Origin of the sequence: Sphingobacterium nematocida (assembly GCF_900168125.1) — a bacterium.
GTDB lineage: Bacteria > Bacteroidota > Bacteroidia > Sphingobacteriales > Sphingobacteriaceae > Sphingobacterium > Sphingobacterium nematocida.
On record NZ_FUZF01000002.1, the window covers coordinates 142933 to 167733 of the forward strand.

At 41.1% G+C, this 24801-nt stretch carries 18 protein-coding genes; 3 read left to right on the forward strand and 15 right to left on the reverse strand.

All coding sequences use genetic code 11. The annotated features are described in order from the left end of the window. Window positions 1–83 precede the first annotated feature (83 nt). Entirely contained in the window at window positions 84–1187 is a 1104-nt protein-coding gene (locus B5X76_RS02845; RefSeq protein ID WP_079641036.1) for a glycosyltransferase WbsX family protein, read from the reverse strand. Between the two features lie 235 nt (window positions 1188–1422). Here B5X76_RS02845 and B5X76_RS02850 point away from each other — a divergent pair, with 235 nt between their 5' ends. After that, window positions 1423–2217 carry a glycosyltransferase family 2 protein gene (locus tag B5X76_RS02850; protein ID WP_079641038.1) on the forward strand — a complete coding sequence of 265 codons (795 nt, stop codon included), beginning with the start codon at window positions 1423–1425 and terminating at the stop codon, window positions 2215–2217. Here the strand turns inward: B5X76_RS02850 and B5X76_RS02855 are convergent. From B5X76_RS02855 to gltB, 12 genes are all read right to left on the reverse strand, one after another. Continuing rightward, window positions 2207–3232 (reverse strand): glycosyltransferase family 9 protein, encoded by a 1026-nt coding sequence (locus B5X76_RS02855; protein ID WP_079641040.1) that lies wholly within the window; start codon window positions 3230–3232, stop codon window positions 2207–2209. The two genes, B5X76_RS02850 and B5X76_RS02855, sit on opposite strands and share 11 nt — an antisense overlap. 8 nt (window positions 3233–3240) lie before the next feature. Beyond that, on the reverse strand, window positions 3241–3846 hold the full coding sequence (locus B5X76_RS02860) for a DUF4254 domain-containing protein (protein WP_079641042.1): 606 nt from the start codon (window positions 3844–3846) through the stop codon (window positions 3241–3243). Between the two features lie 108 nt (window positions 3847–3954). Then, window positions 3955–5445: an NADH-quinone oxidoreductase subunit N gene (locus B5X76_RS02865; protein WP_079641044.1), complete on the reverse strand. Its 1491-nt coding sequence runs from the start codon at window positions 5443–5445 to the stop codon at window positions 3955–3957. Window positions 5446–5450: 5 nt separating this feature from the next. Further along, on the reverse strand, window positions 5451–7055 hold the full coding sequence (locus B5X76_RS02870) for a complex I subunit 4 family protein (protein WP_079641046.1): 1605 nt from the start codon (window positions 7053–7055) through the stop codon (window positions 5451–5453). Between the two features lies 1 nt (window position 7056). Beyond that, the gene (gene nuoL, locus B5X76_RS02875; RefSeq protein WP_079641048.1) at window positions 7057–9063 is read right to left on the reverse strand and encodes an NADH-quinone oxidoreductase subunit L; all 2007 of its coding nucleotides are present in this window, start codon (window positions 9061–9063) and stop codon (window positions 7057–7059) included. Continuing rightward, a complete protein-coding gene (nuoK, locus tag B5X76_RS02880) occupies window positions 9063–9368 on the reverse strand; it encodes an NADH-quinone oxidoreductase subunit NuoK (RefSeq protein WP_079641050.1) in 306 nt (101 codons plus the stop codon). The genes nuoL and nuoK overlap by 1 nt, the downstream gene beginning before the upstream one ends. Continuing rightward, window positions 9365–9907: an NADH-quinone oxidoreductase subunit J family protein gene (locus tag B5X76_RS02885; protein ID WP_079641052.1), complete on the reverse strand. Its 543-nt coding sequence runs from the start codon at window positions 9905–9907 to the stop codon at window positions 9365–9367. The genes nuoK and B5X76_RS02885 overlap by 4 nt, the downstream gene beginning before the upstream one ends. Window positions 9908–9912: 5 nt before the next feature. Further along, on the reverse strand, window positions 9913–10473 hold the full coding sequence (locus tag B5X76_RS02890; RefSeq protein ID WP_176140990.1) for a 4Fe-4S binding protein: 561 nt from the start codon (window positions 10471–10473) through the stop codon (window positions 9913–9915). A gap of 141 nt (window positions 10474–10614) precedes the next feature. After that, a complete protein-coding gene (gene nuoH, locus B5X76_RS02895) occupies window positions 10615–11688 on the reverse strand; it encodes an NADH-quinone oxidoreductase subunit NuoH (RefSeq protein WP_079641057.1) in 1074 nt (357 codons plus the stop codon). 415 nt (window positions 11689–12103) lie between these two features. Next, on the reverse strand, window positions 12104–14092 hold the full coding sequence (locus tag B5X76_RS02900; RefSeq protein ID WP_079641059.1) for an FUSC family protein: 1989 nt from the start codon (window positions 14090–14092) through the stop codon (window positions 12104–12106). Between the two features lie 211 nt (window positions 14093–14303). Continuing rightward, window positions 14304–15770 carry a glutamate synthase subunit beta gene (locus tag B5X76_RS02905; RefSeq protein ID WP_079641062.1) on the reverse strand — a complete coding sequence of 489 codons (1467 nt, stop codon included), beginning with the start codon at window positions 15768–15770 and terminating at the stop codon, window positions 14304–14306. Window positions 15771–15788: 18 nt separating this feature from the next. Continuing rightward, window positions 15789–20288: a glutamate synthase large subunit gene (gltB, locus tag B5X76_RS02910; protein WP_079641064.1), complete on the reverse strand. Its 4500-nt coding sequence runs from the start codon at window positions 20286–20288 to the stop codon at window positions 15789–15791. A 409-nt stretch (window positions 20289–20697) separates the two neighbouring features. On the opposite strand from gltB, the gene B5X76_RS02915 reads away from it, so the two are divergent. Continuing rightward, window positions 20698–21390, forward strand: a complete 693-nt coding sequence (locus B5X76_RS02915; RefSeq protein ID WP_079641066.1) for a LuxR C-terminal-related transcriptional regulator — start codon at window positions 20698–20700, stop codon at window positions 21388–21390. A 52-nt stretch (window positions 21391–21442) separates the two neighbouring features. On the opposite strand, the gene B5X76_RS02920 is transcribed toward B5X76_RS02915, so the two are convergent. Further along, window positions 21443–22243: a DUF3575 domain-containing protein gene (locus B5X76_RS02920; RefSeq protein WP_079641069.1), complete on the reverse strand. Its 801-nt coding sequence runs from the start codon at window positions 22241–22243 to the stop codon at window positions 21443–21445. Between the two features lie 184 nt (window positions 22244–22427). Continuing rightward, entirely contained in the window at window positions 22428–23435 is a 1008-nt protein-coding gene (locus tag B5X76_RS02925) for an OmpA family protein (protein WP_079641071.1), read from the reverse strand. Between the two features lie 247 nt (window positions 23436–23682). Between B5X76_RS02925 and B5X76_RS02930 the strand changes: the two genes are divergently transcribed. Further along, window positions 23683–24789 carry a serine hydrolase domain-containing protein gene (locus B5X76_RS02930; RefSeq protein WP_079641074.1) on the forward strand — a complete coding sequence of 369 codons (1107 nt, stop codon included), beginning with the start codon at window positions 23683–23685 and terminating at the stop codon, window positions 24787–24789. Window positions 24790–24801: the final 12 nt, after the last annotated feature.

Here is a 24801-nt window from a genome sequence, read left to right on the forward strand (position 1 = left end):
AGGTTATTTTTTTGTAATATTATTGCAGATGATCCGTCTACTTGGAGAGCTTTTACTGCATAAGAATTCTTGGAAGATTTAAACTATCTTTTGTTTATTATCGATTTTTTTAAGGATTCCAAGAACAAATAACCGTTGGTCATGTCAGGTTCTAAAATATTCCCTTCGGCCCATTCATTCCATGATTTTATGAATAAGAAATTTTCTGGTAGAGTTTGAGAACTTATAAAATCCAACGACTTTTTGATTTGTTTCTCAAAGTTTTCGGCAGTAGAATTTATAATGATGGATCCCCTTTTTCCACTTCGAGGGGTGTTATCCCAGTTTGGTAATATTTGAGGATATGTATGTACATCCGTGGGCTCAAAACACATGGAGTCAACAATTTCATTGCTATCTTGTATACGTAGAATATGATGTTCTTTTTTTGTGATATACTTGCGGTATTTTTTGATTTGGCGATTTAAAAAAGTGTGATTTACATTTTTTGAATTATACCATGCTTTATGAAAAGCATAAGAAATCTTTCCATCATAACCTAGTTTGCTAAACTTAGTGGCATCTTCTTTATTTAGGTGACTTGAAATTAAATACAACCCTTTAAATCCAGCTTGTATAGCTAGTTCTTGGAGATTGTGCAAATATCCATCGCTATTCTCGTGTAGATGGGTAGAGTTGTAAATTATAAAAACAGGTTTGTTGTCGACTTTGATATATCGTTCATCTTTGAAAAATGGAAGCAAGTAATCAAAGTGTTGTTGTATGTCTTTAGTTCCTGGATAAGTTTGTTCGACAAGAATGCGATTGTTCAATCCATGCCAAATGCCCGACCAAGTTTCATTGGCCCAGCAAAAACAAAATGGAAAATCAGGCTCTTGTGAGCTTAACACTTCTGCTGCAACGCGTTCTAATACTTGCTTTCCATTTCCGAACCAGTAATGATAGTACACAAAACCATGAACACCATATTCCTTAGCCATCTGCGCTTGTTGCCTTCTTACCTCTGGTACTCGTAAATCATAATAACCTAAATCTTTAGGAAGCAAGGGTTGATTATGCCCTTTGAAAAGAGGTTTTGCTTTACCTACGTTAGTCCATTCCGTAAAACCTTTTTGCCACCATTGATCGTTTTCAGGAATGGGGTGAAATTGGGGTAAATAAAATGCTAATGGCTTAATTGTATTCATTGTTTTAGTTTTAATTTAAGCCGAAATGCAAGAAGGTTTTATTTCGCTCACCATAAGTTTCTGTTTTTATTTTAGCAAAGGTACGCTTTTTCGGTACTCCTAGCAATTTTTCAAGCTTATTAGATGTTACATTAGTTTGTTTAATTGTTGATTTTCAAAATGTATTAATTTTAGATTATAGCCGTATATTTGATGATTATTTAAATTGAATCTCCTTAGTTAGGTTGTTAATTTTATGGAAAAATGTGCTTTACTGATTTCTACCTATAATTGGCCCGAGGCATTAGAGCTCTGTCTTAAGAGCGTTATACAGCAAACCATTTTGCCTGACGAGGTCTTGATTGCTGATGACGGATCTACGGATAGTACGAAAGATGTGATTGAATCTTTTGTTAACTTGGGAATAGTGAATGTTAAGCATGTTTGGCATGAAGACGTAGGATTTAGGAAGACGATCATTTTGAATAAAGCAATTTCAATGATCGAATCTGACTATATCATTCAGATAGATGGGGATATTATTTTAGATAGAAATTTTATAAAGGACCATCTTTTTGTTCGAGAAAAAGGTTGTTTCATCAGAGGAACAAGGGCACATATACACAAAGATTCGTTAGAACGTTTATTTAAAAATAAGGAGATTTCTCTCAAGTTCTATTCGAGAGGTATACAAAATAGATTTAATGCCTTACGAGTTTCTTTCTTAGCATTTCTTATGATACGCAAAAAAATGTCAGGGAAAAATGTTAGAGGATGTAATCTTGCCTATTGGAAACATGATGTTTTGGCCATCAATGGGTATAACAATGCCTTAACTGGTTGGGGACATGAGGACGAAGAATTAGCGCTTAGATTTGTCAACTTCGGATTGTTAAAAAAGAGTGTTAAATTACGATGTGTTCAATATCATATATATCACCCGTTGTCTTCTCGAGTAAATGAACATGAGCATGATCAGGAGTTAGTGCGTGTGCGAAAAGATAAGTTGGTGTGTTGTGAGTCTGGTATTAGAGAGCTTTCTAGCAACTAGTTTTCATAATAGAATTTAATTTATCTACAATCATATCTGCCGTTATGAGGTCTATTGCTTCCGTACCGTCACAATCACAGGGTTTATTGCCGTATACCGAACTGGGGCGATTCGGATGTTCTACCTGTATAATATCCGAGTAACTTTGACCATAGCCTAGAAATCCAGCAAATGGATGTGTGGAACCCCAAAGAGAGAGGCATCTGGTGCCCACTAAAGATGCCATGTGCATTCCGGAACTATCCATACTTATCATGATGTCGAGATGTGATATGATATCCAACTCTTGAGTTACGCTGAATTGTCCAATAGTGCTTCTTACATTCGTATACTTTTTTGCCCAAGATTCAGCGATTCCCTGTTCTTGTCTCCCCCCACCAAAAATATAGATGCTGTAATCATTTTCAGATAGATACTTGATGAGTGATTCCATTTTCGGTAAAGGAAATACTTTGTAGCTATGTTGCGCAAAAGGAGCAATGCCGATTTTTTTTGTCGGTATTGAAAAGTTGTCTAAGAGAGACGCTGGAAGAGGACGATCCATCTTCTGCATTTGATGACTTAAGGTGAGATCAAACCCGAGATTTCTAAAAACATCCGCATAGCGCTCCGTGGTGAGTCTCAACTGCCGCTTTATTTTATTGTGTTGCCGTGTTAAGGCTTTCTTTTCAGAGCGTCCTTTATCCAAGGTTCCGAGCTCATAACCTGTAAAACTGAATAGCAGCGCTAAGATTCGGGACCGGATATTGTTATGCAAGTCAGCGACAAAGTCAGGCTTATATTCTTTTAGTTCTTTATATAGTCGAAACAATCCAGCTAGCCCTTTGTGCTGAGTTTTAGGATCAATAGGATGGAAGATTAATCTAGGAATACGCTCGAAAAAGGCGCTGAATAATTTTCGTGATACCAGGATGATTTCGGTGTCCGTATGCTGCGCCTGAAATTCAGCGATAACTGAAGCGACCATAGCCACATCACCCATTGCTGAAAAACGAGTAACTATAATACGCTTCATGTTAAGTTTTATTTTTGACTGCCGTATAGAACAGGATTTAACGAAGGATCGTTGTACATCTTCATTTGTTTATAAGCTTTCATATATTTCTGTCCAGCCTCAATATCCTCCAATAATTCATCTATACTTTTTGATAAGTCGGTGCGTTGCTCCAAAAGTACATCGAGCTTTTGTTGGCAGGCATCGATATGATCTTGCTCCACGTCAGTACGTAATGTCTCCTGTTGCATGTGAAAGATTTTTAACGCCAAGATAGAAAGCCGATCAATCGCCCAAGCCGGACTTTCGGTATTGATACGAGCATTGGTGGCGGGTTTTGTATCCGCATATTTTGTTAAGTAGTAGCTATCAATATACTCTACGGTATCAGTACGTACTTGATTTTGTTTGTCAATTCGTCTTTTCCAATATAATCCTTCTTTTGGATCGATCTCTGGATTTCTTACCACGTCTTCCATATGCCATTGCGCTGTATCTATCCAACATTTCAAATACAGAAGGTGTTCCAAAGAGCTCGACTCGTAAGGATTCTCAATAGGATGGTCAATCTCATCATAAACGTGATAATCATTGATTACACGTTGAAAAATAGCATTTGCAATTGCAGTGATCATACTGCAAACTTAGATAAAATGCTTTGTATTCGCCAATGCCTAATAGAAAATTCTTATTCTATATCTTTTTACCGCTAACTAAGTTGAAGAGGAATATAAGATCTTCGTTTAGTCAAATAAGTCGGATAGCAAATTAGGAAATATCCCTAACAACAAGGTAGCAATACCTAATACAATAGTTATCCCGTACACAAGCGCTGATCCCGATAGCGTGGTCTGAGTTTCCGTCTCTTCTTTACGAAGGAATGCATACAGTGGTACTTTGAAATAGTAAAATAAGGAAATTACCGAGGTGAGTGCCCCTGTTATTAGAAGTAGAAGAATCGGAATATCTTTTGTACTTTGGTACAGATCAAAAGTAGATGTAAATACCAAAAGTTTACCAATAAAACCCGCTGTAGGTGGTAGACCTACGAGAGAAATGCCTAGAATAGTAAAGAATGTAAACAACAGAGGTGCCTTTTTTCCGAGGCCGCTGTATGCGGCGAGTTCGGTAGAACCAATAGACTGTTCCAGTAATTGTATAATTGCAAATACCCCTATATTCGTAATTGTATACACCGTCAGGTAGAATAACAATACGTGATGATCTGAAGTAGGAGCGGTGATGATAGCCATGAGTAGAAAACCGGTGTGACCTATCGATGAGTAAGCCATCATTCGTTTTACATTAGATTGACGGAGAGCGATTAAATTACCAATCAACATCGTGACGATGGCCACTACAACAACGAAGAGCAGGGTAAGTTCGCTAAAGTAAAATAGCGTAGATGCCCACGCCTGAAACAGCCGTTCAAATAAAATCAATGCGCCGATTTTGGGGATTGTTGAAAGAAAAGCTGTAATTGGAGTCGGTGCGCCTTCATAGACATCGGGTGTCCATAAGTGGAAAGGCACGAAACCTAATTTAAAGCCTATACCTACAAAAACAAAAAGTAAAGCGATACTACACATTACCTGTGGTGCCGAGATTAATCCTTGAATGTGTGCAGGACTGGTAAAATCTAGATTCCCCGTGAAACCGTAAATCAAGGAAAGTCCATATAGCATCACTGCAGCAGATACTGATCCGAACAAGACATATTTCATTGTGGCTTCCGATTGCTTCCTGTTTTCAAATAGATAACCTACCAAAATGTATGAGCTAATGGAGACGGTCTCGATAGCAATAAATGCCATCAGCCAATTCGTACTAATCGTTAGTAAGTTTATGCCTACAGTCGCTGCAAGCAAGATAGAATACATATCGCCTAGATTTTTTAGCCCCTTATGTCCAGCATATTGTTGAAGCAGGATTAAGATCGGCAACAAGGCCAGTAGTATAATCAATCTAGAATAGACTGCGAAGGAGTCTATAAGTAGCATGCCAAAGAATCCAGTATGGAGCTGGCCTAGTTGCAGAAAAACGAAGTAAGCAGAAAGTAATATCCCCAGCACAGTGATAGTAAAGGAGCCGTATTTCCAACGTTGGTCGAAAAATAGACTGGATAGAATACTTCCGAGGAAAGCAAAGATTAGTACGAGTTCCGGTTTGAACACCGGAATAGATATCATAATCTGATCTAGAAGAGAAGTAAGCTGCGTGGTAGATCCTTCCATAGTTACTACAAATAAGTCGATAATAACGAGATGAGGTTGAGTGCACTGCTGTTAACGGTGTCAAATATTATAGCCGGCATTATCCCCAATGCAAGCGCTAGTGCTAAAGCTGGGAATAGGACGATCCGCTCTCTCCAGGAAACATCTGTTAGTGAGGTCGCCCATGCTTCTCCACCTTTTAGTCTTGTCTGCCCAAAGAACATCCGTTGCAATGTCCATAAGAAGTATACGGCACTGAGGAGTATTCCTACAGAACCTGCAATGGCCATCCATCTGGGAATACCAGTTCCTACACTTTCGGCATTGAAGGTGCCAATTATCACAAAAGCTTCCCCAATAAAGGCTGAAAATCCCGGTAATCCCAGTGAGGCGAAGAAAGCAACAGCTACAAATCCAGTATAAGTAGGCATGAGCCCCGCCAAACCTCTAAAGCTATATATATTGCGATCATGTACACGGTCGTAGATAACACCGACTAAGAAGAATAGGGCTGCCGAAAGGAAACCATGACTGATCATCTGGAACATTGCTCCGGACACTCCTTCGGCCGTCATCGAGGCCAACCCGAGTAGCACAAATCCCATGTGAGAGACCGAAGAATAGGCTATTAGACGTTTTAAGTCGGTTTGCGCCAAAGCATTCAATGCTCCATATAATATCGATACAACACCGATAAGCCCGAGCCACCAGTTTGCATCAACCGCAGCGTCTGGAAATATACTAAAGCAGACACGGATGATTCCATATCCTCCAATTTTGAGTAAGATACCCGCTAAAATGATGGATACAGGTGTAGGAGCTTCAACGTGGGCATCGGGTAGCCAGGTATGCAAGGGTACGATAGGTACTTTGATTGCAAAAGCAATAAACAGCACAATAAATCCAAGCATACGCGCAGGAATACCTAATACTTCGTTGTAATTATTAAGGTATGCAAAGAAAGATCCGTCAACGTAGTTGTCTGGATTCATCATATACAACATATTGAAGGTGTGTGCCCCTGTCTCCGGATTGATTACGGAAAAGTAGAGTCCTACAATGATGAGCAGCATAAATACCGACCCAAACAGCGTGTATATAAAGAACTTCATCGCTGCGTATTCCCGATTAGCCCCACCCCATATTCCGATCAAGAAATAGAGTGGTAGCAGCATAACTTCATAGAAAATATAAAATAAAAAGAAGTCTAAAGCGGTGAAAATTCCGATGACAGCCATATTGAGCAACATCAATAATGCAAAGTACCCCTTGGGGCTTTTGCTCGTATTCCAAGATGCGCCGATGGCCATTAACATAACAAAAGCACTTAAGACGATAAGGGGTAGGGATATTCCATCTACGCCGAGGAAGTAGTCGATTTCTAACCGACCGAGCTCACCTAGAGCGAGACGTATCCAAGGTACTTGTTCGACAAATTGATAGCCCTCTACAATATTTATTCCAGACGCTGATTGGTCAAACTGTAGATAAAGAGCTCCTGCCAAGACAAATTGTGCAAAAGTGATGCATAATGCAATGTACTTGTAAGTTTGTCGCAGGTTGGATGGTAGCAACAAAATTAATAATGTTGCTGCCAACGGTAAAAATAGGAGTAATGATAGTAATCCCATGCTATCGTAGTATCAAATAAAGTATTCCAATTAAAACAACGGTAAAAGCAAAACCTAAATAGTTTTGTAAACGCCCGTTTTGTACCCATCTTAATAAATGGCCGATATAGTAAGCAGTGCCTGCGATAGCATTTACCAGCCCGTCGACGATGTATTTATCCCACCAGGAGGCTACTTTCGATAGGGCCAAAGTACATTGTCGTACGAATACCACTGCTCCGTCTACTATATTTCTGTCAACCCAAAAACTTATCTGACTAAGTTTTAATGTAGGTTGAATTACGTTCTTTTCTATAATTTCATTGATATTTCCCTGTTCTGTCGCAGCGGTAATCCATTTGCTTTTTGCATTTAACGGATACTTGTTTTGGGCATACCATCTATAACCCAACCACCAGCTCAAAAGTGCCGATATGGTAAGTAGTATAGGTATAGCGATATGTAGGCTATGTATTTCTCCGAAAGCATAATCTACAGAGAATCCCTGTAGTATACCCGATTGATGGTAGGAAATAGGATTTAGAGAAAAAACGAAGAATAAAGAACAAATAGCTAAGAAGTACATCGGGTAGCGCATCGTTTTGGGCGCCTCATGGATTTGCTTCACAGTCTGCTTTGGTAGTTGTGGTGTGCCGAAAAACGTTTTGAAAATCAAACGGCCTATATAGAACGCGGTGAGTATACTCACCAATATTAGTGTAATCGGAATCAAAATATACGCGCTGCCGAGATGGATAGCCCACTCAAAGCTTGCGATGACAATAGCATCTTTGGATAGAAAACCCGAAGTAAGCGGAAATCCTGCCAGTGCCAGTGAGGCTATAGTCATCAGAATAAATGTTTTTGGCATTTGTTTGCGGAGCCCCCCCATATTGCGTAAATCCTGTGGGTCGAAATCATCCCCAGATTCTATCTTAGCATGCGCAAGTTCGTGGATGACTGCTCCTGCACATAAGAAAAGAAGGCATTTAAAAAAGGCATGTGTAGCCAAGTGGAACAAGGCCGCGTCCCAGGCGCTAATACCGACAGCGACCATCATATACCCCAGCTGTGATATGGTGGAGAAGGCCAAAACTCTTTTGATGTCATACTGGGCGCACGCGAAATAGGCAGCTAACGCAGCTGTAACAGTGCCGATGATCGTAATGATCAACAAGACGGTGTCGTTGAATAAGGGAAATGTCGTACATAGTAAGAATACCCCAGCTGCAACCATAGTTGCTGCATGTATCAGTGAGGATACAGAGGTTGGTCCCTCCATGGCATCAGGAAGCCATATGTGTAATGGGAATTGCGCAGACTTGGCCATGGCTCCAAGAAAGAAGCCTAAGCCCGCTAGTGTCATCAATCCAGCCTCTTTGTCAAATCCAGAATAGACTAGACCTTCCTTACCGAATAATTCAACGAGGTCGAGCGTACCGAATGACGTAAATACAGCAGCTATACCAATCAAGAAGCCTAAGTCTCCAATACGATTGATGAGAAACGCCTTTTTGTTGGCCGCTACGGCAGCCTCTTTTGTAAACCAAAAACCGATTAGCAGATAAGAAGCAAAGCCGACCAGCTCCCAGAAAATATAGGATACCAATAGATTTCTGGAGATACATAGTCCCAACATCGCAAAACAGAAAAGACTAAGGTACATCCAATAACGGTGTATACCTGGATCTCCCTTCATATAAGCTTTAGAGTAGATATGGACAGGGAGGGCCACGATACAGACGATAAATAGCATTAATACCGTGAGGTTGTTGAGCAGAATTCCGATCGTAAATGTTTTATTGCCTATACGAAACCAGTCGTAGCTAACATGCTGTGGTATGTTGTTCCAGATTTCAGCAAATACAAACCCTCCTGATAATAGCGTGCTTAATATAATGGCGATGATTGACAGTAATCCAGAACTTGATTTCTTTCCTTGTATTGCTTGAATAACGAAGGCAATAAAGGGGAATAGCACAACAAGTATACTGGCATTAATTGGCGATATGTTTAACAGCTCCTTCATCAGTCACGCAGATCAGTAATATGGTCTGGATTAATAGTTTTATAATATCGGTATACGTTGAGAATAATAGCTAATGCAACAGCTACCGAAGCGGCGGCCAATACAATTGCAAATAAGGCAAATACCTGGCCTGAGTAGTTGATCTTGTCATAACGGCCGAATGCTACCAAATTGAGTATGGCTGCGTTAATCATCAACTCGATGCCGACTAATATCATTATAGCGTTCCGTTTGGCTAACACGGTATACAGGCCTATGCAAAAAATGCAGGCACTGACAACCAAAAAATGGGTTAACGTGATCATTTTTGCTCCTCCTTCCTAGATAGATGGGCGGCACCTATTAGTGCCATCAGAAGAAATACCGAAATCACCTCAAAAGGTAATACATATTGCGTCATGAATTTTAAGCCTAATTGCTGAATATTATTGTCTTTCGGCTGTATGATATCTCCATGTCTTATATTTTGGATAATCCAATCTGGAGTCTGTTGCTGCCATTCCATGATACCCCATAGCATAACCGCGAGAAAACCTAGTGAAAGGAGCAGTGATTGCCAGCTGGGGAGGGATAGAAATCTGCCCGACATGTTTTGTAGATCATTTAACAATTCCTTGTTAGATAGCATAAAAGCGAATATCATTAGGATTAAGACACCGCCTACGTAAACCATAACCTGTGTTATCGCGACAAAATCTGCTAAAGCGAAAATAAATAGTCCCGCCATAGCAAATAGCGTAACGAAAAATAGAAACAAAGCACGTGCTGTATTTCTTAAGTTGACTACCAGAAGTGCTGAGCCTATGGCTAAGGTTGCAAAAGCATAAAATACAAGTTCCTCCATATTCTTTACTTTTTCTTTGCTGCCTCCTTTTCAGCTTGAAATCTAGTCCATTCCGCTTTACGTTGTGCCACCTCCTCGTCAGACATTTCTCCAAACCCGTAAATTAGATCCGTAAGTTGTGTCGTGCTGCGGTCGTATTGGTTGGTCATGGTGATACATTCGGTCGGGCATACTACGGTGCATAGTCCACAGTACATGCACTTGGCCATATCTATGTCAAACTGTGCTGCGTACAGTCTTTTTACCGACCCATCGGATGTCTTGCCAATAGCTTCCGGCGATTTGATCGATTCAATAGTGATACAATCTACAGGGCAAGCCTTTGCGCATAGGTCGCACACAATACAGTCATCAATGTCGACCTCCAATTGATAACGCGCTACCTCGGGGATGGGCATTTTTTCTTTTGGAAATTGTACTGTGGTAACCCCTTGTTGCTTTTCAAAGTAGTCCTCCTGTCGGATATCTAAGGATTGCCGTGTCTTCCGTGCGCCAAAAAGATGCCGGATCGTCAAAAGTAACCCTTTAACAGCCGTAGTAAATCCTTGTATCGTTGTTTTTAAAATCAAATTGTTTTTATTAGTGATCGAGGAGATGAATGTTATGAAGGTGATGTTTTCCTTCTTGTTTTCAAGCTCACATCTAACTATTATTTATTACTTTCCTAAATCATCACTTCCTTCACCCTTGTCACCTTGTTCACCTCCTTACACCATCACCAAAATGCGCCACAATCCCGATATGGCCATGCATACAAATGCAAGTGGAATCATTACTTTCCAACATAGATTCATCAGTTGGTCAGCCCTAAAACGGGGCAATGTCCATCGTATCCATATCTGTATACCGACAATAGTCAGCGATTTAATCAATGTCCAAAAGATACCCCATCCCAGTCCTGTTGTCCAGTCTGCGAGTCTAGCTATCCCGATATTAGGGAGAGGTGTGTTCCATCCACCTAAAAAGATAACAACCCCTAACATCGCTACCAAAAACATCATGGCATACTCTGCCAGGAAGATGAATGCAAAGCGTATTCCTCCGTATTCTGTATGAAATCCGCCGATTAATTCGGATTCTGCCTCAGGAATATCAAATGGTGCACGGTTACATTCTGCTAATGATGCTATAAAGAAAATGAGGTATACTAAGATAAGATGTGGGGCCTGAAATATATGCCAAGCCAGAATGCCGCCAATATCTTTGACATTCCAAATACCCAAAAAGAAAATATCCTGATTAGCCATTACACCTTGTTGCATCGCAATTTCATTAAGGTTTAGGGTCTGGGTAATCATGACTGCGGCGATCAAAGATAATCCAACAGGAATTTCATAAGATACCATCTGAGCTATAGCTCGTATCGATCCCAGTATAGCGTATTTATTGTTCGAACCCCATCCAGCCATCAAGATTCCTATGGCATCAATGGAGACTACTGCCATAATAAAGAATAGTCCAGTATGTGTATCCGCCGGCAAAAAGTCGGGTGCCCAAGGGATGACTGCATATCCCACATATACAGCGCCAAATATGACGATAGGTGCTACAGCAAATAATAATCGATCTGCGGCCTTCGGTGTAATGAATTCTTTCTGTAAAAGTTTGAGTATATCGGCAATTGTCTGAAGAAGACCATATTTTCCGGTCTCCATCGGTCCCAAACGATCCTGTACAAAACCAGCAATCTTGCGTTCTGCATAAACCGCGAATAGGGTGAATAACGCAATAAAGCCAAAGATGACGACAGGTACAATGATATGGATTAAAAGTTGGGTCACTAATCTCTTTAGAATAATTCTTAATTAGGTGCAAACATACATAAAACGTAGCAAAAGAACCATAGGGAAACTATCATGAAGATGTCATACGTATCAAATCTATACCGACAATCTACCACTCGTCTACACCCGTGTCAAAAATAAGCTATTTCTTTGAAAGCATTATTGGGTGCGCGGCAAAAATCCAATTTTGTTTACTAATCGTTTCGCCGTCATGTCGACCGTAGTGGAGACATCTAACGATGTAGTTACCGCTAAATAGTCCATAGACCTCTCCACAAGGTCGAGGTGACGTAGCGTGTAAAAATGGAAATCTGTCGTATATCCCGAACAATGGTCTCCCGATATTCGCATCAAGATGTAAAAGTATATTATTTTTCTGAAAAAATATACTAAACTAGTAGAGTATTGTGCTTTAACTTACAGTTGTTGATGGTTTATGCGCTTTATGCGTAAGTTTTTCGGATTGGCCCAGTATGTTTAGGTCATGGATTAGTATTTCGATATTGTCGAGACGTTTTAAGAGGGCCGTATCATTTTCGTATGCTATCGATTTTGTGATACTGACTGATATACCTACTAACAATGCGTTGATACGATAAGCTAGGGTCTGGAAAGAAGCGATATCACTCCAGTCTTGTTTTTTATAACGTGGCTCTTTTTGGAATTGATCAAGGTTATCATAAAGTAGAGCCAATGATGTCTGAGCATGTTTTCGGGCAAGTCTCAGTTCTTGATGGTCTATGTTATTTTCGCAAAGTCGAGTGCGAAGCTTGTTGTAATAGTTTTGATAATTATCAATGAGCGTATCGGAGAGTGTCTTCATCGTGCTACGATGGTTGACTGGGAGAGCAAGGCATCCTATGAGTGCGAAAAGCGATCCCAATAGGGTGAAGGCTAAACGACTACTAAGCAAGTCCCATATATCACCCTCGTATAGGTGTAGTGACAAGATGGCTGCAACGGTGATGAATATAACGCAAATCAAGTAGTTTGGTTTGTTGAACAGGAAAAAACCATAAAGTGTTACTGCAGCAATTGACAGCAATGATAGCGAACCATCTATGAAGAGCGTGATAAGTAGACTGACTGCAATACCTATTACTGAACCGACAATGCGCTGGTAGTTTCTTTTTTGCGTATTAGCATAGCTAGGCCGTGCAACAAGAATGACCGTGAGTATGATCCACGAGGCATAACGGTATTCAGGTAGGGTATAGCCGACCAGACCCGAAAGAATCAGCAATGTCGCCATGCGTACCGAATAAATAAATATAGGGGATTTAGTCTTGATATGTTTTGCGATTACCTGTCGTTTATTAGTCGAAGGGACAAAATTTTTATAGGCGGCAGTGTTTACCCAAGTCGAATCCTGTACAATAGTCGTTTTTTGAGTTTGTTGAATTATCGCGTTGATATGTTTGATATGTATTACTATCGGATTGATTAACGCCTTGTTTCCGTTGTCTGATCTGCTCAGTATCTGTTCTAGTATTTGTATGTTTGTGCTGATCTGCTGCTTGGTTGAGTATGAGGGGCTAAAATTTTCCAGATCCTTGATTTCGTCAGAGAGTAACAAAAGGATACGCCTGATTATGGGAAGTCCTTCCGAATGTTTGAGTTTTTCGCGGATTGTTTCATAGTCGGTATCAATCCCCATTAGTAGTTCATAAAGGTCAATTAAGCGATAGATTTTATTTAACCAGACCAGTTCCGAATTTTCACAGGAGGAGATTAGCGCCTTTTCGCGAAGCAACAGCGAACGTATACTTTCCAGCTGTTCAGAGATTTTAATGTGTAATATACTTAATTCTCTATACACCTGTTCAAGAGGTATGTTTTCGTCGTAACACTTTATTTTTACCTGCAGGAGGATGGCCATCTGTTCAAAACCTTCTTTCATTGCGTATTTCAAAGAACGATAAGGTGATAAATAGACTTGTATAAGACTAACGGTAAAGAAACCTAGTGTTCCAAGAGTGAAGTATAGTGTAAAACTTAGTGGATCTTGCGGTTTAAGCCCGATAGTAAAACTGATAACAATCAGCGTCAGATTTCCGATAACAGCCCATCTTTGACCTAAGACTATTAACATCGTGCAGCTGAACCCCCAAATAGCTAAAATTGGTAATATGCCCCAAGATAGATAATGAAGTGCCATGGATGTGGAAAAGGCAGTAAGCGCAAATAGAGCGGTACACCATATTGCTGTCATTGTTTTGTCCTGACGATTTCCGGGAAGATCAGTCAACGAGGATAATGTTACACCAACGGCAAAAGCTATAGCAGGATTTAGACCTATAGTGTAGAAAAGCAGTATAGAGGGGAGTAAGATCACAAGGATGTTTCTTAATGCATCCTTGGCAAACTCCTTACCGAAAAAATGATTGATGGTACGAATCATGAAGTCTATTTACAATTGATCTTTTAAATCGACTGCAAAAATATGAAAAATTCAATTGTATGAAATATATTTTTACGTTTTGTTTTTTGTTCGAAATATTATTTTGTGTTTTAGGTTTGTTATGGAATATATGTTATAATTAAAAAAGACCTTTCCGATTGCTCGGAGAGGTCTGATAGAAAAAATATAGATTGATGATTAGATTTACTAGTTAAGCGTATTGGTATACGGCTTCTTTGCTTTCCAGTTCGGTGCTACCCATTAAATATTCATCCACCTTACGAGCACATTCCCGTCCTTCGGATATGGCCCATACCACTAGAGACTGACCACGGCGCATATCGCCTGCCGCAAAATACCTGTCTGCATTGGTTTGATAGATGCCTTCCGCCGCTTTTACATTGCCTCGTTCGTCTAGCGCTATGCCCAACTGCTGTAATAATCCTTCTTTTTGTGGGTGCAGGAACCCCATTGCGAGGGTAACCAGTTCACAAGGAATCTCTTTTTCAGAGCCTTCAATTTCCTTAAATTTTGTGGGTCTTCCTAGCGCATCTGTTTCCCATTCCAGGTCTACAACAAGAGCTGCACGTAATTGCCCGCTTTCATCACCCAAAAATGCTTTGGTGCTAATGCTCCAGTGGCGCTGACAGCCTTCTTCGTGGGAGGTTGTAGTCTTTAACAGCATAGGGTAGCTGGGCCAAGGCATCGCTTCGGTACGACTTTGGGGTGGCTGGGGCATCAGTTCAAATTGCGTCACCGATTTGGCGCCATGGCGGTTGGATGTGCCTACACAGTCTGATCCGGTATCTCCTCCTCCGATTACCAGGACATTTTTACCTTGGGCGTGGATCTCTGGAACGTCTATTGTTGAGCTGCCGACACGCTTATTCTGTTGTTTTAAGAACTCCATCGCGTAGTGAACACCTTTCAGTTCCCGACCAGGAATGTTTAGGTCACGTGGAATTGTCGATCCTCCAGATAAAACCACAGCATCATATTGATCTAATTCTGTTGTTGGAATATTACCGCCTACTTCGGCATTGGTACGGAATACTATGCCAGATTCTTTCATGATATCGACTCGACGATCGATGATCGATTTATCTAATTTGAAATCGGGGATACCATAGCGAAGTAAACCACCGACCTTATCGTCTCGTTCGTACACGACGACATCGTGACCTGCTTTATTTAATTGGGCCGCAGCAGCAAGTCCTGCAGGACCCGAGCCGATTACAGCGACAGTCTTGCCTGTTCTTATATAGGACTTATTGGGTTTTACATATCCCTTTTTATAGGCTATTTCAATAATATGTTTCTCTATTTCCTCGATAGCTACCGGGTTTTTGTTTATGCCCAATACACATGCCGATTCACATGGAGCAGGACATATACGACCTGTAAACTCAGGAAAATTATTTGTAGACGCTAAAATGTTGTAAGCATCTTCCCATTTTCCGTCATATACAGCGTCGTTAAATTCGGGGATTACATTTCCTAGAGGGCAGCCTGAATGGCAGAAAGGGATTCCGCAATTCATACAGCGTGCTGCCTGCCCATTAAGTTGTTCTTCCGAATAAGGATGTACAAACTCCTGATAATTTTGTTTTCTGTTTTCTATAGACTCTTTCTGAGGAGCCAATCTATCAAATTCTAAAAATCCTGTTGCTTTTCCCATGATATAATTCCTCTTTAATTAAGCCACTACTAGTTTTTTAAGCATTACATTTTTGTATTCACGCGGAAATACTTTGATGAACCGACTCTTTTCTGTTGTCCAGTTGTTAAGAATGTAGGTAGCTCTATCGCTATTCGTCAAGTGTATATGTCGTTTTAGTAATGCAATGATTGCAGATTCATCTTCGGTCTCCAAAGGATCCAAGTCGACCATCTCTTGGTTACAGTTGATGCGGAATGTACCTTGGATATCGTATACCCAAGCGATACCACCGCTCATACCTGCCGCAAAATTACGACCTGTTTCGCCTAAAATTAGCGCACGGCCCCCTGTCATGTATTCGCAACCATGGTCGCCAATACCTTCTACTACGGCAGTTGCGCCAGAGTTGCGGACGGCAAATCGCTCTCCGGCCATCCCATTGATGAATAAGTGGCCAGAGGTAGCACCATACAATGCGACATTGCCGATGATTATATTTTCGTGTGGCGTTAAGCTACTTTCTTTAGCGGGATAAATAGCTAACTGCGCTCCGGATAGGCCTTTGCCAACATAGTCATTGGCTTCACCTTCCAGTTCAAATGATATCCCTTTGGTGTTGAATGCTCCAAAGGATTGTCCCGCAGATCCTTCGAATTTGAAATTGATGGTATTATCTGGTAACCCTTCTGAGCCGTATACCTTTGAGATCTCGTTTGAAAGCATTGTCCCTATAGTGCGATCCGTATTCTTGACGCGGAAAGTTCCGAAAACAGGTGTTTTGCCCTCTAGCGCTGGTTTAGCTTGCTTCAATAGACCCCAATCCAAGATCATCGCGATGCCGTGATCTTGCTCTTCGGTATTGTACAACGGGGTGCCTGCTTCATTGCGTGCGACATATAATAGGTCACTGAAGTCCACTTTGCTGGCTTTCCAGTGTGCAACACGCTCTCTCTTTTTCAGGAACTGTGCTCGTCCTACCATTTCGTTGATGGTACGGAAACCTAGTTGTGCCATTATTTCGCGCATTTCTTCTGCTAAAAATTGGAACAAATGAACGATGTCTTCGGGCTTTCCAGAGAATAGCTTGCGTAGTTCTGGATCTTGAGTTGCTACACCAACTGGACAGGTATTGAGGTGGCATTTGCGCATCATAATACAGCCTCCTGCTACAAGAGCAGCAGTAGCGACTCCCCATTCTTCTGCTCCTAGTAGGGTTGCAATGACAAGATCACGTCCAGTTTTCATCTGTCCGTCTGCTTGTAGCACGACACGGCTTCTTAATTTGTTTTGTACCAGCGTCTGATGTGCTTCGGCTAACCCTAATTCCCAAGGTAGTCCTGCATGTTTGATCGAGCTAATAGGTGACGCTCCCGTACCGCCATCGTATCCAGCGATTAGGATGACATCGGAATGCGCTTTTGCAACACCTGCCGCTATCGTACCTACACCAGCTTTTGATACTAGCTTTACATTGATCCGCGCTTTACGGTTTGCATTTTTAAGGTCGAAGATAAGCTGTGCCAGATCTTCGATCGAATAGATATCATGGTGTGGAGGTGGGGATATAAGCCCTACACCCGGTGTGGCATGTCGTACTTTTGCGATCCATTCGTCAACTTTATCTCCTGGTAATTGGCCTCCTTCGCCAGGTTTGGCTCCTTGTGCCATCTTAATCTGTATTTCATCTGCTTGCGTGAGGTAGTTGGATGTCACCCCAAAGCGGGCGGATGCCACTTGTTTGATGGCTGAGCGCATAGAATCCCCATTGGGCAATTTTTCATAGCGCATTTCGTCTTCTCCACCCTCACCTGTATTGGATTTTCCGCCGATACGGTTCATGGCAATAGCGAGGGTGCTATGTGCCTCGTGTGATATGGAGCCAAAAGACATAGCTCCGGTAGCAAAGCGCTTCATAATTTCGCTTGCTGACTCCACCTCGTCGACAGCTATTGGTGTGCGGTGTTTGGCAAAATCAAGCAATCCTCTCAGCGTAAACATATGTTCCTGTTGATTATTGATCAGTGCCGAATATTTTTTATAGGTGTCAAAGTCGCCTGTGCGGCAAGCTTGTTGTAATAAGTGAACGGTCTGTGGGTTCCAAAGGTGTCCTTCTCCACGTCTCTTCCATTGGTAGATACCACCTTCAGGTAGGAGGTTCTTTGGAGTGCGTGAGCTTTCGAAACTACGCCAATGTTTGGCCAAAGCCTCTTTAGCGATATCGTCTAGGTTGAGGCCACCTATTCGGGATACTGCACCACAAAAATAGGCGTCTACAACAGATTTGTCAATACCGAGCACTTCGAAGATTTGAGCTCCGTGATAAGATTGTAGTGTAGAGATCCCCATTTTGGAGAATATTTTTAACAAGCCATTGCAGACCGCTTTCACATAGTTTTTTCGTAATTCTTCCCAAGTGAGGTCGGTATCAAGAAGGTTTTCCGCTTTTAGTGTACGTATACTTGCTAGAGCTAGGTATGGATTGATAGCCGTTGCTCCAAAGGCAAGCAGACAGGCGAAGTGATGGACTTCTACTGCATCTCCGGCTTCAACAACAAGGCCTACCGCACCTCGGTTCCCTGTTTTTATCAGGTGGTGATGCACTGCCGATACCGCAAGGATAGATGGTATAGCTGCATGTTGAGAGTCTATCGCTCGATCCGATAAGATGATGACCTCAAAACCGTCTCTTACGGCATCGTCAGCGTAGCGGCAGAGACGTTCTATGCCAGCTTCCAGTGATCCAGGTTTGCCATCAGCCCTGAAGTAGCATTGTAATGTTTTTGCTTGAAATACTCCAGTGTCGATAGAGCGCAGTTTTTCCAATTCGCTGGATGTTAAGATAGGGTGCTCTAGCGTGACACAGTGACAGAATTTTTTGTCCTCAATCAATATATTGCCGGCATTGCCGATAAAGGTAGCTAAGCTCATCACCAGACGTTCGCGTATAGGATCGATAGGTGGGTTTGTCACTTGAGCAAAGAATTGTTTGAAATAAGAGGCTAAGTGTTGGGGTTGATCCGATAATACTGCTAAAGGCACGTCGGTTCCCATGGATCCTATGGGCTCATAACCTGTCAAGGCCATAGGTGTTAAAATAGTTTCGAGGTCTTCTCTCGAATAGCCAAATGCTTGTTGGTATTTAAAGACCGATTCTTTAGAAAGGTAGGTAAACGTAACGCGTGGTTCAGCCAGCTCTTCCAGTTTGATTTTATATTGGTTGATCCAGTCGCCATAAGGCTGCTGACGGATTAACTCCCCCTTTACTTCCTCATCCGAACGGATCAGGCCTTGTTCCATATCGACAACGAATATTTTGCCCGGTTGTTGACGGCCTTTTTTGATAATTGTAGATTCATCGAGGGGTAAAGCTCCGGCTTCGGAAGCTACAATAACACGGTCGTCGGAGGTGACGGCGTAGCGCAAAGGACGTAGACCATTGCGGTCTAATGTCGCGCCAATGATCTTACCATCTGTAAAGCAGAGGGCAGCAGGACCATCCCAAGGTTCCATTAACGTAGCGTGATATTCGTAGAATGCTTTTTTTAGCGGATCCATTTGTGTGTTACCATCCCAGGCTTCAGGAACCAGCATCAACATCACATGCGGTAGACTACGGCCCGAATGCAATAGCAGCTCGACGACATTGTCTAAGCAAGCCGAATCGGACTGTCCTTTGTCTACTACAGGCAGTAAGATATCCATCTCTTCTTTCGTGAAATAAGGTGATGATAGCGCCCGTACACCAGCGTAAAACCAATTAAGGTTGCCCGTTAACGTGTTGATCTCACCGTTGTGTGCAATCATCCGGAATGGCTGCGCTAATGACCATGAAGGGAAAGTATTCGTTGAGAAACGGGAGTGCACTAAGCCAAAGGCTGACACTACTTTGTCATCTTTTAGATCTTTAAAGTAAGAGGCTACCTGGTACGTAGTTAGTTGTCCTTTATAAATTATGGTCTTGCAAGAAAGTGATGCGATGTAAAGCGGTAAGGGGTAGGTTTGGTGTTTTTTTATTTTTTGAATGATGAGTCTCCGAAGTATGTATAATTTGCGTTCGAAATCTTCGGTATCTATTACCTCATTTGGTCTTGACACGAAGAACTGTACAATTTCAGGTTCTGCACTCAAAGCGGTAGGACCTATTCCTTCACGATTTACAGGCACAGTTCGAAAACCGAGAAACTCCATATTGCGGTCTATGGTAGCTTCTTGTATCACTGTGCGGCAAAGCTGGTTTAAGCCTTCCTCTTTTGGTAAAAATACCATGCCAACACCATAATAGCCTGGTTCTTGCAACTGAATGCCCAGCTGTATACACTCCTCCCACAAAAATTCATGCGGTAGTTGGATCATGATACCTGCACCGTCACCACTTTCAGGATCGCAACCACAGGCGCCACGGTGTTCCATGTTTTCTAGCATGGTCAACGCATCTTTGACCTGTGCATGTGATTTTTGTCCCTTAATGTGAGCTACAAATCCGACGCCACAGGCATCGTGTTCAAATTCGGGGTTGTAGAGTCCTTCTTGCTGCATTGTTTGTTGGTATTTGGATTGAATGTATTTTACTTCAATAGTTGGAGAGAAACCTGTTGAACTACTTCGTTGCGGTCGATGTTTGCAAGGTTTTGAAGTATCAACTATTGAGTTTGCTAATATAGAAACAAAAATATATAAAATTTACAAATAATGAAATTAAAATTTAGTTTTATTGTGTTTTCGTTAATTGTTTCGTGGTTTTGTGAGTAGTTTTGTGTTATTTTTGGTTTTTATTGCCGATTTGAAAATTTCATTCTGAATAGTGGTACGATTAAAGAATTTGCATTATATCGTTTGAAAAAAACTAATGTAACATGTGTTAAACGTATTTTATCTAGGTCATAGCGGTGAAAAAGGGTATCTTCGGGGGATTTGACATGAAATAAGAAATGAATTAATCTACTATATGGCTGATAAAGGTTGGGATTTTTGGTTTGATCATGGGCAGCTTTTCTCGGAAAGACCTGTTGTGAAGCCTGAGGTGGTTGGCCTAAAGCGCTATTATTTCATCATGAATGCCTTTAGCAATGAAATCGAATTTGTTAGTGAATCGATAGTCAACATTTTAGGATATGACCCAAGGATATTTACGACAGAATTTTTGATGTCGGTTATACACCCGGATGATGTTCCCTATTGTATGGAGTCCGAACGCAAAGTGATTGAGTTTATGGATAAGTTACATTTTGAAGATCACTATCGTTTTTATTCAAAATACTCGTATAGGGTGCGTAAATTGAATGGAGACTATGTCTTTATTAATCAGTCTTATCAAGCTATAGAGATTAATGAAAAGGGACATATGAACCGCTCTTTGGTATTTCATGATCTCGCAGAGGAAGGTTTTACTAGAGAAGAGAACGATCTCAAAATCATTGATCGTATGAAAAACCGACCGGTACATATTGAAAATCATTATGATCTTTCTAAACGTGAGATTGAGATTTTGGATTTAATCCTTCAAGGAAAAAGCAGTAAAGATATTGCTGCATTGATTTTTATTAGTGAACATACAGTGAATACCCATAGGAGGAAAATATTAGCCAAGACCAACGCTGAGAACTTTTTGGAGTTAAGGCAACGGTTGAATATGATTTAAATTAAATCCCCTCTGCAAATATAGAAGAGGGGATCTAATAGAATGACTAACTTTAAAATCGATAACCGATGGATAGTCCTGTGCGTATTCCAGCCCATGGGCTCCGTTTAATATGGATGTCAGCGCCATCATCTCGAACATCATATTCCATTTTGATACCACCTAAAGGTAAGTCGCGCATGTCTACTTTCAAGTCTTCCATACTTTCTCGTAGCGCCTGTTGTTCATCGGGATTTAGTGCCATGGTTCCAGAGACCTTACCTTTACCACTACCATAGCCAGGACCTATTAAACGCCAGTCTAAATGGAATTGACGGGACAATTTAAAATTGAATCCCATAGAAAACCCTCCTGTGAATGACTTGATAGTACCTTCCAAGGGAATAGTTTCCGTACGGCTGTAAATTTCAGTTGCCGACTCTTCAACGGTAACGTCAAAATCAAAAGGAACGGAAGCTTTATAATTTGCGTATTTTAAGTAGGGCGCCATGTAAAATCCTTTGAATAGCCCGCGCTTGGAAAGATAAAATCTTACTTCAGGTGTAATCGAGAAGTTGGAGCTTTTGAACTCATTAATCAGCTTGTTCAAATCTTCATCATCAACCAAGTTCTGTACCGTGGATTGAAAAGGAAGTTTTTTCTCCGGGCGAAAACTTATGGCGGCTCCAGCACTAATACGGTCTGTTATGGAACGTTCGTATTCGAAGGAGAACTTTCCACCCAATAAAGGAAGCGTGTTAAATTTAACCATGTTTTTGCCAGTTGATTCGGCCGATGGTTCAGTTTGAGATCTGCTCGTAAATGGCATCATTGTCAACACAAGCAATACGAGGGTAAGTAACTTGTTATTCATTTAAAATAGTTAATAATCTTGTAGCGACGAAAGTAAGGTATATCGTGTCTATTTTATATACCTAAAAATGGGTATTTTACGGAATGCGCTTTGTCATTAACAATTTTGTTATTCAGCGAAAACCCTCATTATACCGATATAGACGGATAATGAGGGTTTAAGTAGCTCGTGTTACAAGCTGTTTTTAGTTACTCTTCACCAATTCGACACGTCTGTTTTTAGCTTTGTTGCTTTCGCTATCGTTGGCTACAAGTGGACGTTCGGCTCCGAATCCTTGCGCTTTGAGCCTAGATTTGTCAATTCCATCAGTTGTCAATGCATTCAATACCGCATTGGCACGTTCGGAAGATAGTTTTTTATTATGTGCAGCATCACCGGTATTATCAGTATGCCCCTCGATATTGATAGTCAGTCTACTTTCTTTTTTCAATGCGGTAGCGATCTGTTGTACGACCTCTTTCCCATCTGTCGTTAGATTGGATTTGTCGGTGTCAAAATTGATATACAAAATAGATTTTCCTTTTTCGTTGAGATCCTTCGCAATCTCGTCGGCCGTGATCTTCGTGATAGTCTGCGTCATCGTAGCTTCTTGGAGTATATTTAATTTACCACCGACATTATTTGCACTAAATTGTATGTAGATATTTCCTTGGTCTTTTGTACGGATGATATAAAACTTGATGTTCTCATCGGCATAGCCCATGTCTCCCTCATCGCCTTTGTTCGGATCTTGCTTATTATAGCGTTCGTACTCTTCACGGCCTATCGTTCCATCAAATACCTTGACCGCGCCTGCAGACAGCAAATAGTCTTCCACACTTTTTTCATAGTAGCGTTTTGAGAACTCTTCACCTCGTTCCGCTTCGACGTTGATCTTGTAGAGTTTTCCTTCAAAAGGGGTCATCACACCGTTTAGAGGGAAAAAGCATACGTCAAATTCTTTCTGAAAAGGTTTGTTCATCGATTTCAGACCTTTCGGCAAAGTGAAATAAGGGAACGTTCCGATATCTGTTGTCGTTACCGGGATGCTCTCGATATCAAATTTAGCGTTACTATTCGTAGAAGTGTTTTCGCTTTCAGTACTTTGTGTAGATGATACGCTGTCTTGCGTATTGTTTTGTTCTCGCTTGGGGCTATTGTTACAAGCGATAAACATTGCCGCGGAAGCGAACAGTAATGTAGTCTTTTTCATGGAGTTCAACATAAATTGATTTCTAATTTCTGTAAAATCACTGGACAAACCAAGTTAAATTAATATAAACGATTATTGCTAGCGCAAAAAGAGTTCCATAATCATGTCTAAGAGATAGTAAAGAGTAGTATCTTAATTTTGTTTATGTCCTGGTGCAGAGGCGTATGCTTTTACATTGCTTTTGTTTTGTTCTAAATAACTTGTATATTAGGAGGATAACCATTTTTTTTGCCTAAGTTATATCGATATGAGAAGAAGAAACTTTTTATTTTTTTTGGTACTGATTAGTACGTCGATTTCGCTCTCCGCCTGTAAATATGGCCGTTTTGTATGGCATAATTTTGCAGATCTAAACGACTATAAAATTTTTCCGAATCGGGAATTGAAAGCCTCATCGACCCCATTTGTATTCCATCGTGCCACTATGGAGCAGCAACCTTCAAAGACTAAATATCAGGACAAAGAAATGCCTTTTGATGATTTTTTAAAAGAGACCAAATCCGTAGCTTTTCTGGTTATCCGTAATGATAGCATTTTGTACGAGCGGTATTTAGACAAATACGAAGAAACTTCGATTGTGCCCTCATTTTCTATGGCCAAATCAGTTACCTCTATGCTCATCGGCTGTGCTATCCATGACGGTCTGATAGGCTCAGTACAGGATCCTGTCAGTAAGTATGTGCCAGAGATGGCTAAGAATGGGTTTGATAAGGTGACGATCGCGCATGTATTACAGATGACCTCGGGTATCAAATTTAACGAGGGGTATTATAATCCGTTTGGTGAGGTAGCTTCATTCTATTACGGGACCAATTTGCGTAAAGATACCGAAAAGTTGAAGTTGGAAACTGAGCCCGGAACACAGTTTGCCTATGCAAGTGGTAATACGCAGATCTTGGGATTGGTGTTAGAACGGGTACTAAATGGTAAGACGATTACGGAGTATTTGGACGAGAAGATCTGGAAACCTATTGGGATGGAATATGATGCTTCGTGGAGTATTGACAGAAAGAAAGATGGTATAGAGAAGACCTTTTGCTGTCTGAATGCTCGTGCACGAGATTTTGCGAAGCTAGGACGTCTGTATCTTCATAAAGGAAATTGGGAAGGCCAACAGTTGGTGCCTGAGAGCTGGGTCAAAGAATCGACGAAAGTGGATAGCACGGAAGGAAGCTACAAACGCTACCAATACCAGTGGTGGCTGCCTACGGAAGATGGTGATTTTGCAGCACAAGGTATCTTAGGACAGTATATCTACGTCAATCCAGAAAAAAATCTTGTTATAGTCCGTCTGGGGCACAAAGTAAGCACGAATTGGCTTAGAGAGTTTGTGCGATTGGCGAAAGAATATTAAAATCTTGGGGCT

Bases quoted from the DNA above. Each gene is read 5' to 3' on its own strand.
- B5X76_RS02845 (WP_079641036.1), bottom strand. From the start codon at position 1,187: ATGAATACAATTAAGCCATTAGCATTTTATTTACCCCAATTTCACCCC.
- B5X76_RS02850 (WP_079641038.1), top strand. From the start codon at position 1,423: ATGGAAAAATGTGCTTTACTGATTTCTACCTATAATTGGCCCGAGGCA.
- B5X76_RS02855 (WP_079641040.1), bottom strand. From the start codon at position 3,232: ATGAAGCGTATTATAGTTACTCGTTTTTCAGCAATGGGTGATGTGGCT.
- B5X76_RS02860 (WP_079641042.1), bottom strand. From the start codon at position 3,846: ATGATCACTGCAATTGCAAATGCTATTTTTCAACGTGTAATCAATGAT.
- B5X76_RS02865 (WP_079641044.1), bottom strand. From the start codon at position 5,445: ATGGAAGGATCTACCACGCAGCTTACTTCTCTTCTAGATCAGATTATG.
- B5X76_RS02870 (WP_079641046.1), bottom strand. From the start codon at position 7,055: ATGGGATTACTATCATTACTCCTATTTTTACCGTTGGCAGCAACATTA.
- nuoL (WP_079641048.1), bottom strand. From the start codon at position 9,063: ATGAAGGAGCTGTTAAACATATCGCCAATTAATGCCAGTATACTTGTT.
- nuoK (WP_079641050.1), bottom strand. From the start codon at position 9,368: ATGATCACGTTAACCCATTTTTTGGTTGTCAGTGCCTGCATTTTTTGC.
- B5X76_RS02885 (WP_079641052.1), bottom strand. From the start codon at position 9,907: ATGGAGGAACTTGTATTTTATGCTTTTGCAACCTTAGCCATAGGCTCA.
- B5X76_RS02900 (WP_079641059.1), bottom strand. From the start codon at position 14,092: ATGATTCGTACCATCAATCATTTTTTCGGTAAGGAGTTTGCCAAGGAT.
- B5X76_RS02905 (WP_079641062.1), bottom strand. From the start codon at position 15,770: ATGGGAAAAGCAACAGGATTTTTAGAATTTGATAGATTGGCTCCTCAG.
- gltB (WP_079641064.1), bottom strand. From the start codon at position 20,288: ATGCAGCAAGAAGGACTCTACAACCCCGAATTTGAACACGATGCCTGT.
- B5X76_RS02915 (WP_079641066.1), top strand. From the start codon at position 20,698: ATGGCTGATAAAGGTTGGGATTTTTGGTTTGATCATGGGCAGCTTTTC.
- B5X76_RS02920 (WP_079641069.1), bottom strand. From the start codon at position 22,243: ATGAATAACAAGTTACTTACCCTCGTATTGCTTGTGTTGACAATGATG.
- B5X76_RS02925 (WP_079641071.1), bottom strand. From the start codon at position 23,435: ATGAAAAAGACTACATTACTGTTCGCTTCCGCGGCAATGTTTATCGCT.
- B5X76_RS02930 (WP_079641074.1), top strand. From the start codon at position 23,683: ATGAGAAGAAGAAACTTTTTATTTTTTTTGGTACTGATTAGTACGTCG.